Genomic DNA, 11,838 nt, shown 5'->3' with positions numbered 1-11,838 from the left:
CCCGGCCATGCCGTACATCCTCGCTCTCGATCAGGGGACGACGAGTTCTCGCGCCCTGCTCTTCGACCACGCCGGGACGGTCTGTGGCGTCGCCCAGCGCGAGTTCACGCAGCACTTCCCGCAGCCCGGGTGGGTCGAGCACGACCCGAACGAGATCTGGTCGACCCAGGCCGGCATGGCCGCCGAGGTCCTGACCCGCGCCGGCATCTCGGGCGCCGACGTCGCCGCCATCGGCATCACCAACCAGCGCGAGACGACCATCGTCTGGGACCGCCGGACGGGCCAGCCGGTCCACAACGCCATCGTCTGGCAGGACCGCCGGACGGCCGGCTTCTGCGACCGGCTCCGCGAGGCCGGCCACGAGGGCACGCTCCGCGAGAAGACGGGCCTCGTCCTCGACGCCTACTTCTCGGCCACCAAGATCCGCTGGGTCCTCGACCACGTCGACGGGGCCCGCGAGGCGGCCGAGGCGGGCCACCTCGCCTTCGGGACCGTCGACAGCTGGCTCGTCTGGAAGATGACCGACGGCGCCCGCCACGTCACCGACGCGACGAACGCGAGCCGGACGCTCCTCTGCAACCTCCACACCGGCGACTGGGACGACGACCTGCTGGAGATCTTCGACGTCCCGCGCTCGATGCTCCCCGAGATCTGCGCCTCCAGCGAGGTCTACGCCGAGACGGCCGGGACGGTGCTCGCCCACAAGATCCCGATCGCGGGCATCGGCGGCGACCAGCAGGCCGCGCTCTTCGGGCAGGTCTGCACCGAGCCGGGCATGGTCAAGAACACCTACGGCACGGGCTGCTTCATGCTGATGAACACGGGCGGCACGCCCGTGGCGTCGCAGAACAACCTCGTCAGCACGGTCGCCTGGAAGCGGGACGGCCGGCTCGAGTACGCGCTGGAGGGGAGCATCTTCGTGGCCGGCGCGGTCGTCCAGTGGCTCCGCGATGGGCTCGGCATCATCCGCTCGTCGGCCGAGGTCGAGAACCTCGCGAGCCGCGTGGACGACAACGGCGGCGTGTACCTCGTGCCGGCGTTCACCGGGCTCGGCGCGCCGCACTGGGATCCGTACGCGCGCGGCACGATGGTGGGCCTCACGCGCGGAAGCACGGCCGGGCACATCGCCCGCGCGGCCCTCGAGAGCATCGCCTACCAGACGGCCGACGTGCTCCGCGCCATGACGTCGGACGCCGGCCTCGAGCTGGCGGAGCTCCGCGTCGATGGGGGCGCCACGGCCAACGACCTCCTCATGCAGTTCCAGGCCGACCTCCTGGGCGTGCCGGTCGTCCGCCCGACGGTGACCGAGACGACGGCGCTCGGCGCGGCCTACCTCGCCGGCCTCGCCGTCGGGTTCTGGGACGGGCTGGGCGAGATCGCCGCCCAGTGGCAGGTGGACCGCCGCTTCGAGCCGGCCATGGGCGAGGACCAGCGCGCCGCCCTCACCGACGCCTGGACCCGCGCGCTCGACCGCGCCCGGGGCTGGGCGACAGCCGACTCCGCGTGATGCCCCTCGACCCCCCGACACGCCCCGCGCTCCTCGACCGGCTCCGGGAGACCCCCGGCTACTGGGACGTCGTCGTCGTCGGCGGCGGGGCCACCGGCCTCGGGACGGCCGTCGACGCCGCGGCGCGCGGCTACTCGACCCTGCTCCTCGAAGCGAGCGACTTCGGGAAGGGCACCTCGAGCCGGTCGACGAAGCTCGTCCACGGCGGCGTGCGGTACCTCCAGCAGGGCGATGTCCGGCTCGTGCTCGACGCGCTCCGCGAGCGCGGCCACCTTATCCGCAACGCCCCGCACCTCGTTCACGACCAGCCGTTCGTGGTCCCGTGCTACAAGCGCTGGGAGCGGGCCTACTACGGGGTCGGGCTGAAGCTCTACGACTGGCTGGCCGGCAAGCTCGGGTTCGGCCGGTCGCGCCTGCTCTCGGCGGCCGAGACGCTGGCCCACCTCCCGACCGTCAACCCCGACGGGCTCCGGGGCGGCGTGCTCTACCACGACGGCCAGTTCGACGACAGCCGCCTCGCGGTCAACCTCGCGCAGACCGTGGCCGATCTCGGCGGGGTGCCGCTCAACTACATGCGCGTCACGCGCCTGATGAAGCAGGAGGGGAAGGTGCGGGGCGTCGTGGCGGAGGACATGGAGACGGGGGACGCGCACGAGGTCCTCGCGCGCGTCGTGGTCAACGCGACGGGCGTGTTCACGGACGGGGTCCGACGCATGGACGACCCGGCCGCCGCGCCGGTGATCCGGCCGAGCCAGGGGGTCCACCTCGTGCTCGACCGCGACTTCCTGCCGGGCGACTCGGCGCTGATGCTCCCGCACACCGACGACGGCCGCGTCCTGTTCGCCGTCCCGTGGCACGGCCGCGTGGTCGTGGGGACGACGGACACGCCGGTCGATCGGATCGACCTCGAGCCGGTGCCGCTCGACGACGAGGTCGCGTTCCTCCTCGAGCACGCCGGCCGCTACCTCACCCGCCAGCCCACCGAGGCCGACGTGCTCAGCACGTTCGCCGGCCTCCGCCCGCTCGTCAGCGAGGGCGGCGGGAAGCGGACCGCCTCGATCTCGCGCGACCACTGGCTGACCGTCTCGGACTCCGGCCTCGTGACGATCGCCGGCGGCAAGTGGACGACGTATCGGAAGATGGGCGAGGACGCCGTCGACGCCGCGGCCAAGACGGCCGGGCTGGAGCGGCGGCCGGCGGTCACGATGCACCGCCGGCTCCACGGCTGGCTCAGCGGCCCGCCCACTGACCCCGCCCTCACCGTCTACGGGGACGACGCGCCCGCGCTCCGGCAGTTGGCGGACGAGATGCCCGGCGGCGTCGAGCCCCTCCACCCCGGCCTCCCCTACTGCCGGGCCATGGTGACGTGGGCGGCCCGCCACGAGCTGGCGCGGACCGTTGACGACGTGCTGGCCCGCCGCACACGGGCGCTCCTGCTCGACGCGCGCGCCAGCATCGAGGCCGCTCCGGAGGTCGCGGCGCTCCTGGCCGCCGAGCTCGGCCATGACAAAGAGTGGGAGGCCGGCCAGGTCGAGGCCTTCGTCGAGATCGCCCGCGGCTATGTCGTCGGTGACGTGCCCTCCACCACCGAACCCATCGCTGCCTGACCTCCATGGTCCGCCTCCGTCTCCTCCTCCTCCTCGCCGCCGCCGGCCTCGCGCCCGTCGCGGCCCAGCCCGCCGTCGGCGTCGACTCGGCGCACGTCGGGCGGCTGGCGCTGTTCGTGCTCGCCGGCCAGTCGAACATGTCGGGCCGCGCGCCGCTGCCCGAGACCCAGGCCATCGACCCGTCGGTCTACGTCTTCGGCAACGACGGCCGCTGGCGGGCCGCCGTCGAGCCGGTCGACTCGCCGGAGGGCCAGGTCGACGCCGTCTCGCTGGACGCGGCCGCCGGCTTCGGCCCGTCGCGCGCCTTCGCCGACTCGCTCAAGGCCCGCTACCCGGGCCTCGTCATCGGGCTGATCCCGTGCGCCAAGGGCGCCACCATCATCGAGGAGTGGCACACCAGCGTCGACGACGCCTCGCTCTACGGCTCGTGCCTCAAGCGCGTCCGCGCCGCCGAGCCGATGGGCCGGGTCGCCGGCGTCCTCTTTTTCCAGGGCGAGAGCGACACGAACGACCGCGAGACGCTCCACGGATTCCCGCTCCGCCCCGACACCTGGGCCCGCCACTTTACGCGCTACGTCCACGACCTCCGGCGCGACCTCGGCCAGCCGCGCTTGCCCGTCGTGTTCGCGCAGATCGGGCCGCACACGGCGCCCGACCGCTACGTGAACTGGGAGACGGTCCAGGCCCAGCAGGCCAGCGTCGACCTCCCGCACGTCCGGATGATCACGACCGATGACCTGTCGCTGGTCGACCGGGTCCACTACGACGCGCCGAGCTACCGGGCCATCGGCGGCCGGTTCGCGGCGGCCATGGCCGGCCTCCTCGGCCCGGCGCCCGGCCTCGACGTTCAGGGGCACCGCGGCGCGCGGGGCCTGCTCCCCGAGAACAGCCTCCCGGCGATGCAACGCGCCCTCGACCTCGGCGTGACGACGCTGGAGATGGACGTGGCCGTCTCGGCCGACGGCCAGGTGCTCCTCTCGCACGAGCCGTGGTTCAACGCCGAGATCTGTTCGCGGCCGGACGGCACGGCGATCCCGGAGCACGAGGAGGACGCCTACAGCCTCGGACACATGACGTACGCCGAGATCGCGCAGTTCGACTGCGGCCGCCGGGGCAACCCGCGCTTCCCCGACCAGGAGGCGATGCCGACCGTCAAGCCGCTCCTGTCCCAAGTCCTCGACCTGGCCGAGGCGCACCCGCGCCCGGACGCGCTCGGGCCGGTCCGCTACAACATCGAGATCAAGTCGAGCCCGGCCCGCGACAGCGTGTTCACGCCGCGCCCGCCGGCCTACGCCCGCGCGCTCTACGACGTGCTCGCGGGCCACGGCGTGCTCGGCCGGACGACCGTCCAGTCGTTCGACCCGCGCGCCCTCGAGGCCACGCACGCCATCGACCCGACGGTCACGATGGCCCTCCTCGTCGACAACGACGACGGGCTGGCGGCGAACCTCGACCGGCTCAGCTTCACGCCGGACATCTACAGCCCGCACCAGCGCCTCGTCGACGCGGCGCTCGTGGCGGAGGCCCACCGGCGGGGCGTCCAGGTCATCCCGTGGACGGTCAACGACGAGGCCGCCATGCGCGCGCTCGTCGACCTCGGCGTCGACGGCCTCATCTCCGACTACCCGGACCGCGCGCTCGCCGCCGTCGGCCGCTAGCCCCCGCACGCCCGTCTCATGCCCTCGCTCCGCACGCTGTTCGCCCCCGCGCCCCCCGCGCCTCGCCTCCCCGAGGACGAGGTCCAGCGGAAGTATCCCAAGATGCGATGGCAGATCCTGGAGGCCACCTTCATCGGGTACGCCACCTTCTACCTCGTCCGCAACAACCTCGCGGTGGCGGCGGACACGATGGGGGAGGCGCTGCTGTACTCGAAGGACGACATCGGCAACATCTTCGCCGTCACGGCGATCGCCTACGGCCTGGGCAAGTTCCTGATGGGGTCGCTCTCCGACCGGAGCAACCCGCGCTACTTCATGCCGGCGGGGCTCTTGCTGAGCGCCGTCTGCAACTTCGCCTTCGGTTGGGTGGACTCGTACTCGGTCCACCTCCTGCTGTGGACCCTCAACGGGTTCGTGCAGGGGATGGGGTGGCCGCCGTGCGGCCGGTCGCTCGGCCACTGGTACAGCGTGCGCGAGCGGGGCTCGGTGTTCGGCGTGTGGAACGTGGCCCACAACATCGGCGGCGGCCTCATCGGCCTGATCGCGGCCTACAGCATCACGACGTTTGGGGGCTGGCAGTACGCGTTCTTTGTGCCCGGCGTGCTGGCGCTCGTCGGCGCCGTGTACCTGTTCTGGCGGCTCCGCGACACGCCCCAGTCGGAGGGCCTGCCGCCCATCGAGGAGTACAAGGACGACTTCCCGCCGGATGAGAAGGAAGACCACGAACGGGAGCTCAGTTTCCGCGAGCTGTTCGTCGACTACGTCCTCACGAACCCGCTCATCTGGCTCGTCGCCATCGCCAACCTGTTCGTGTACGTGGCCCGCTACAGCATGCTCGACTGGGGGCCGACGTACCTCGCCGAGGTGAAGGGGGCCAGCGTCGAGGGCGGCGGGTTCGGCATCTTCGTCCTCGAGTTCTCGGGGATCGCCAGCACGATCCTGATGGGCTGGGTGTCCGACCGCCTCGGCGGCCGGCGCGGGCTGGTCAGCTTCCTGTGCATGATCCCCGTCTTCCTCGCCTTTGCCGGGATCATGTTGGTGCCGGAGGGCGCGCTGTGGATCGACATGGCGCTCCTGGCGGTGATCGGCTTCTTCATCTACCCGCCCGTCATGTTGCTCGGCGTGGCCGCCCTCGACTTCACCTCGAAGAAGGCCGTCGGCACAGCGGCCGGGTTCGTCGGGCTCTTCGGCTACATCGGCCGGATGATCCAGGGCAAGGGGATCGGGTACCTCGCCGAGTACCACTCGTGGGACGCCGCGCTGTACTCCATCTTGGGCGCGACGCTCATCGGCATCCTCCTCCTCGCCTTCACCGTCCGGCTCCGCCCCCGCGGCTGACCCTCCCCTCCCTCCCCCAGCGCCATGACCCCCTTCCTCGGCGAACTCATCGGGACGGCCCTGCTCCTCCTCCTGGGCGACGGCGTCGTCGCCAACGTCGTGCTCCGCGGCACGAAGGGCGAGGCCAGCGGCTGGATCGTCATCACGCTCGGGTGGGCGATGGCCGTGTTCGTGGCCGTGTTCACCGTCGCCGCCGCCAGCGGGGCGCACCTCAACCCGGCCGTGACGGTCGGGCTGGCGGTGGCCGGCAAGTTCGAGTGGGCGCTGGTGCCGATGTACCTCCTGGCGCAGCTCCTCGGGGCGATGCTCGGCGCGGCGCTCGTGTGGGTCCACTACCGGCTCCACTTCGCCGAGACCGACGACCCCGGCGCCAAGCTGGCCGTCTTCGCGACCGGTCCGGCCATCCGTTCGGTGCCCGACAACCTGGCCTCCGAGGTCATCGGGACGTTCGTTCTCGTCTTCGCCGTCCTGTTCCTCGCGGCGCCCGAGGTGGGCCTGGGCGCGCTCGACGCGCTGCCGGTCGCCCTCGTCGTACTCGTGATCGGTCTCGCCCTCGGCGGGACCACAGGCTACGCCATCAATCCGGCTCGTGACCTGGGGCCACGGATCGTGCACGCCCTGCTCCCGATTCCGGGCAAGGGGCCGAGCGACTGGGGCTACAGCGCCGTCCCGATTCTCGGCCCGTTGATCGGCGGTGGGCTGGCTGGCCTGCTGTACCTGCTGCTCGGTTAGGGCCGGAACGGCGCTGCGCGGAACCCGTTTCGAGACACGTACCTACGGGACCCGCGGGGTCCGTACGAGGTGGTCACATCATACCGCAACATGCAACTCCCGGCTGAACGGCACAACCACATTCTTCAGACGCTAAAAGACCAGGGGTTCGTGACGGTGTCCGGGCTCAGTGAGGTCCTCGACGTGTCGGACGTGACGGTCCGGCGTGACCTGAGCTTCCTCGAAGAGCAGAACCTCCTCCAGCGGACGCACGGGGGCGCGACGACGCGGAGCCTCATCGTCCGGGACCGGCCGGTTGCGGAGAAGGCGGAGCAGCACGCCGAGGAGAAGCGGAAGATCGGCGCGGCGGCAGCGGCGCTCATCGACGACCACGACCGCGTCATCCTCGCCTCGGGGACGACCGTGCGTCAGGTGGCCGCCCAACTCGGCCGGCTCAGGGACCGGGTAGGGTTGAGCGTCGTCACGAACGCGATGAACGTGGCCCTAGAGCTGACCGGCGTCCCTGGCATCGAAGTCCACATGCTCGGCGGAGTCGTTCGTCACACCTCGACCTCGGTGGCGGGCCCGATCGCGGAGATGGTGCTCGGCCAGTTCTCGTGCCGCAAGCTGTTCCTCGGGGTCGACGGGTTCGACCTGCAGTATGGCCTGACGACGTCGAGCGCGTTGGAGGCGCACCTCAACACGCGCATGATCGAGGCGGCCGAGCAGGTCATCGTCGTGGCGGACGCCTCGAAGTTCGGACTCCGCAGCTTCGGCCGGATGTGCGGCACCGAGCAGGTCCACCAGGTGATCACGAGCGAGGCGATCCCGGCCGGCATGGTCTCCCAGATGGAGGAGTCCGGCATCACCGTCACCGTCGTCTAATGGCGTCTCGCCGGCGACGGTCGCCAGCGGGGGCGCGACTACACGGCGGGCGCCGAGATTGGCCTCACGTTCAACCTCAAGGACTTTCCAAAGGAGGCCCTCGAGCCGCTGGGAGCCGAGGACATTGCGAGCACGGCCAAGCTCGTCCTGGTGGGCAGCGAGGTGAGGACTGTCGTCACTCCGGTCATCGAGCACTCCGGGCCAGGGCGGGGGGGGACTCCGATCTGAAACCCTACTCTGATACGCGGTCCCCCCGGCGATTTGGGAAGGCGGGGTGTCGCGATCGCTGAATGGGGCGGGCTCCGAAGCCACCACCACAGAGTGAGCAGACGAGGTCATGAGGGGCGGGCCTCGCGACCGTGGTACCTGTGTTGTGGTTACCCCTGAAAAGCGAAAGGCCCTCGCCGCAACGACTTGCGGGGAGGGTGGGTGGGCTCTACTGGATTCGAACCAGTGACCTCATCGATGTCAACGATGCGCTCTAACCAACTGAGCTAAGAGCCCTCGCACGGCATGCGGCCGTCGGGAGGGCGCCCAACATACCGCGCGTCGCCGACGCCGAGCAAGGTGCGCGGGCGCGGACCGTGTGAAGGCGAACGGAAGGTTCTGCACACCTGGGCGGCGGATTACGAATCCGGAACGGGGGCGGGCATCCTCGCCCACCTCATGGCGAGCGAGCGAGCGAGCCCCGTCGGCGTTCACTGGCCACGGCGAGGGGGGGCTCCCGTGACAAACCCAGCACCGAAACCCGTTATGCCATCGCCCCCGCTCTGCCGGAGGGACCCATCGGAGGATGAGGCGTGGGGCTGGCACATGCTTTGGAGCCTCGGCGGCACCCCCCGGACCCCGCCCTATGCTCGCCCTGAGCGTCCAGTCTCCTTTCGCGTCGCCCCCCCGCCCCAGTGGAGGGGCGGACGCTGTGGCCCGCGCCATCGACGACGCCGGGACGGTCTCCGGCGCCTACGCGACGTCGCCCTGCTCGTTCGTCCCGCTCGGCGACGAGACTCGGTTCCTGGTCGACGCGCTCCGCCCGGCGGGTGCGGGCCGGGGTTCGTGGGTGCTCGTGACGGTTCGCGACAGCGGCGAGCCGGGACAGCGGCACCACCTCCGCGAGCGGTCGCTCACGGCGGCTCAGCGCGTCATGCTCGCCCTCGCCTGCGACGGCGTCGAGAACGCGTGGGTCGAGGAGGGGGTGCCGGACGCGGCGGCGTTCCGGGCCGCCGGCGCCGACCTCGCAGACGGGGTCCCGGTCGGGCTCGTGTGGTGCGCTACGGGCTGACCACGGTTGGCGGTATCGTAGGGGACTGCCCCACGTCACCGCCGTGCCGCTCGTCCTCCGCCTCGTCCTGATCGCGCTTCTCGCGGCGCCCGTCGCTGCGTCCCAGCCGGCCGACACGTCGGCCGACACGTCGGCCGTGGCCGCCGACTCGCTCGCCACCGATTCGGCGCTGGTCGCCGACTCCGCCGTGGTCGACACGGTCGGCGGGGCGGCCGTCGAGACGCTCTCCGACTCCGCCGCCGCCGAACTCGACTCGGCCGCCGTCGCCGCCCTTTCCGACACGACCGCGAGCGTCGCCGACGCGCTGGGAGACGGCGTGGACGTGACGCTCCTCGGGAGGACGCTCTTCCAGATCTACGGCGGCCTCGGCGACTTCGGGCCGCAGGAGCGGGCCGCGCGGCTCTCGGCCCGCCTCGGCGACCTCGCCCAGAGCCGCGAGATCGACCCCGAGGCGCTCCGCATCGTCGACGGCAACACGCTCACGACGCTCCAGGTCGGCGACGTCATCGTGATGACCGTCACCGACGACGACGCCCAGGCCCTCGGGCTCCGCCGGCCAATCGCTGCGACGCAGTACCGCGAGCGGATCGTCGAGGCCGTCGCGCGGTACCGCGAGCAGGCCACGTTCCGGGGTGTCCTCTGGGGCCTCGCGTATTCGCTCATCGCGCTCGCCGTGCTCGTCGTCGCGCTCCGGCTGCTGAGCCGGTTGTTCGCCTGGCTCGACCAGCGGACGGCCGCGATGCGGCGGCAGTACCTCCGCGGGCTCAAGATCGGGACGCTCGAGGTCGTCGGGCGGGACCAGGTCTCACGGTTCGGGCGCGTGCTGGTCGGGCTGTTCCGCCTGTCGCTCTCGCTCGTCCTCGTCTACACGTTCCTGACGTTCGCCTTCAGCCAGTTCGCGTGGACGCAGCAGTGGGGCGAGGGGCTCCTCGACGCCGCGCTCACGCCGCTCCGACAGCTCGGCGCCGTCCTCGTCTCGTCGATCGACAACGTCATCGCGATCCTCGTGATCGTCGTCGTGATCCGGTGGACGGTCCAGATCTCGGACTACCTCTTCGCCCGCGTCGCCAGCGGCGAGGCCGAACTGACGGGGTTCCACGCCGAGCTGGCCGACCCGACGCGGAAGATCGTCAAGTTCATCCTGATCGTGATGGGCATCATGCTCATCTACCCGTACACACCGATCGCCAGCAACCGCGGCTTCCAGGGCCTGACGGTCTTTTTTGGGCTCCTCATCTCGCTGGGCTCGTCGACGGCGATCTCGAACATGGTCGCGGGGATCGTGCTGACGTACACGCGGGCGTTCCGGATCGGCGACCGCGTCCGGATCGGGGAGGCGTTCGGCGACGTGGTCGAGAAGAGCTTCCTCGTCACGCGGATCCGGACGACGAAGAACGAGGACATCTCCGTCCCCAACGCCAACGTTCTCTCGAACCACATCGTCAACTATTCGGCGATGGCGCGCGACGGGAGCGGCGTGATCCTCCACACGGAGGTCACGATCGGCTACGACGTGCCGTGGCCGACGGTCCACCAGCTGCTCACGCAGGCGGCCCGCGACACGCCGGGCATCGAGGCCGAGCCGCCGCCGTTCGTGCTCCAGACCGGGCTCGGCGACTTCTCCGTGGCCTACCAGCTCAACGCCTACACGAAGGAGGTCACGCGGATGGCGCGGCTGTACAGCGACATGCACCAGCACATCCAGGACCGGTTCGCCGAGGCCGAGATCGAGATCCTCAGCCCGACCTACGGGGCGTACCGCGAGGGGCCCTCCACGGTCCCCGACGTCGACGCGCTCCACGACGTGGCCGGCCGCCTCGCCGCGACCGCGCCCGTCTCGGACACCGACGGCGCCGACGCGGCCCCCGACCCCGATCCGCCCCCCGAGGTCCCCGGCGTCGAGCTCCCGCGGTTCCTGACGGGCGGCACGGACGGGGGCAAGGCCGAGTAGGGCACCCGAGCGGCCGTCGCCCGTTCCGAGTCCGCCCGCCTCGACGCCGAGGCGGACGCTCTCGCCCCGATCGCCGTGCCCACTCTCGACCTTCACCACGCCCACGCCTGGGACGTCTCGCCGACCGAAGCCGTCGCGATCCAGCGCGAGCTGGCGCCGCTCGTCCGCGAGGCACCGCTCGACTTCGACGCCGTGCGGACGGTCGCCGGGCTCGACGTGAGCGTCCGCGACGACCGCGTCCGGGCGGCCGTCGTGGTCTACGACGTCCGCGCGAAGGCCGTCGTGGACCAGGCGATCTGGGAGGGCCCGACGCCGTTCCCGTACGTGCCGGGGCTCCTGAGCTTCCGCGAGGTCCCGGCGATCCTGCCGGCGCTGGAGCAGCTCCGCGCGCTGCCCGACGTCTACATGCTCGACGCGCAGGGCCGCGCGCACCCGCGGCGGTTCGGGCTGGCGTGCCACCTCGGCGTGTTGCTGGACGCGCCCGCGCTCGGCGTGGCGAAGTCGATCCTGGTCGGCCGCGTCGAGGGCGAGCTGGGCGAGGCGAAGGGGAGCGGGGCGCCGCTCGTCCACAAGGGAGAGACGGTGGGCGTGGCGCTGCGGACGCGGGAGCGCGTGAAGCCGGTCTACGTGTCGGTCGGCCACCGGGTCACGCTCCGCGACGCCGGCCGGCTGGCGCTCCGGCTGGCGGTCAAGTACAAGCTCCCGCAGCCGACGCACCTCGCCCACCGCCTGAGCTACCGCGGCGAGCTGTAGCCCGAGGTCCCCGCGAGTGTCCCCGCCTCGGCGCCGAGGCGGGCGGGCCCGGTCCCGCGGCGGTCTCGCTCGGTCCTCCTGAACGAGCGGAACGAGCCGGACGTCTCCTTCTCGTTTTCCCGGTTTCCGGCCCGAAGGGCGGCGATTCT

Annotated in this window: 9 protein-coding genes and 1 tRNA gene; 9 read left to right on the top strand and 1 reads right to left on the bottom strand. The window is 71.6% G+C overall.

The genetic code is table 11. The features are described from left to right. Window positions 1-7 precede the first annotated feature (7 nt). From glpK to BSZ37_RS02315, 6 genes are all read left to right on the top strand, one after another. Window positions 8-1,507, top strand: coding sequence for a glycerol kinase GlpK (gene glpK, locus BSZ37_RS02340; protein ID WP_095508997.1), 1,500 nt, complete (start codon window positions 8-10; stop codon window positions 1,505-1,507). Then, the gene (locus tag BSZ37_RS02335; protein ID WP_095508996.1) at window positions 1,507-3,114 is read left to right on the top strand and encodes a glycerol-3-phosphate dehydrogenase/oxidase; all 1,608 of its coding nucleotides are present in this window, start codon (window positions 1,507-1,509) and stop codon (window positions 3,112-3,114) included. Before glpK ends, BSZ37_RS02335 begins: the two co-directional genes overlap by 1 nt. Window positions 3,115-3,119: 5 nt before the next feature. Beyond that, entirely contained in the window at window positions 3,120-4,772 is a 1,653-nt protein-coding gene (locus tag BSZ37_RS22610; RefSeq protein ID WP_179299444.1) for a sialate O-acetylesterase, read from the top strand. Window positions 4,773-4,790: 18 nt separating this feature from the next. After that, the gene (pgtP, locus tag BSZ37_RS02325; RefSeq protein ID WP_095508995.1) at window positions 4,791-6,110 is read left to right on the top strand and encodes an MFS transporter; all 1,320 of its coding nucleotides are present in this window, start codon (window positions 4,791-4,793) and stop codon (window positions 6,108-6,110) included. A 24-nt stretch (window positions 6,111-6,134) separates the two neighbouring features. Next, window positions 6,135-6,842: an MIP/aquaporin family protein gene (locus tag BSZ37_RS02320; RefSeq protein ID WP_095508994.1), complete on the top strand. Its 708-nt coding sequence runs from the start codon at window positions 6,135-6,137 to the stop codon at window positions 6,840-6,842. Between the two features lie 90 nt (window positions 6,843-6,932). Next, on the top strand, window positions 6,933-7,706 hold the full coding sequence (locus BSZ37_RS02315) for a DeoR/GlpR family DNA-binding transcription regulator (RefSeq protein ID WP_095508993.1): 774 nt from the start codon (window positions 6,933-6,935) through the stop codon (window positions 7,704-7,706). A gap of 430 nt (window positions 7,707-8,136) precedes the next feature. On the opposite strand, the gene BSZ37_RS02310 is transcribed toward BSZ37_RS02315, so the two are convergent. After that, a tRNA-Val gene (locus tag BSZ37_RS02310) sits at window positions 8,137-8,210 on the bottom strand. Between the two features lie 415 nt (window positions 8,211-8,625). Between BSZ37_RS02310 and BSZ37_RS02305 the strand changes: the two genes are divergently transcribed. The 3 genes from BSZ37_RS02305 to BSZ37_RS02295 all read left to right on the top strand — a co-directional run bounded on the left by BSZ37_RS02305 (window position 8,626) and on the right by BSZ37_RS02295 (window position 11,689). After that, on the top strand, window positions 8,626-8,985 hold the full coding sequence (locus BSZ37_RS02305; protein ID WP_095508992.1) for a hypothetical protein: 360 nt from the start codon (window positions 8,626-8,628) through the stop codon (window positions 8,983-8,985). 43 nt (window positions 8,986-9,028) lie between these two features. Next, the gene (locus BSZ37_RS02300; protein ID WP_095508991.1) at window positions 9,029-10,936 is read left to right on the top strand and encodes a mechanosensitive ion channel family protein; all 1,908 of its coding nucleotides are present in this window, start codon (window positions 9,029-9,031) and stop codon (window positions 10,934-10,936) included. Between the two features lie 75 nt (window positions 10,937-11,011). Continuing rightward, complete coding sequence (locus BSZ37_RS02295) at window positions 11,012-11,689, top strand: endonuclease V (RefSeq protein ID WP_095508990.1); 678 nt, start codon at window positions 11,012-11,014, stop codon at window positions 11,687-11,689. Window positions 11,690-11,838 lie beyond the last annotated feature (149 nt).

Source organism: Rubrivirga marina, assembly GCF_002283365.1.
In the GTDB taxonomy this organism is placed as follows: domain Bacteria; phylum Bacteroidota; class Rhodothermia; order Rhodothermales; family Rubricoccaceae; genus Rubrivirga; species Rubrivirga marina.
Note: the sequence above shows the minus strand (reverse complement) of the source record. Positions and strands in the feature narration are given on the sequence as shown.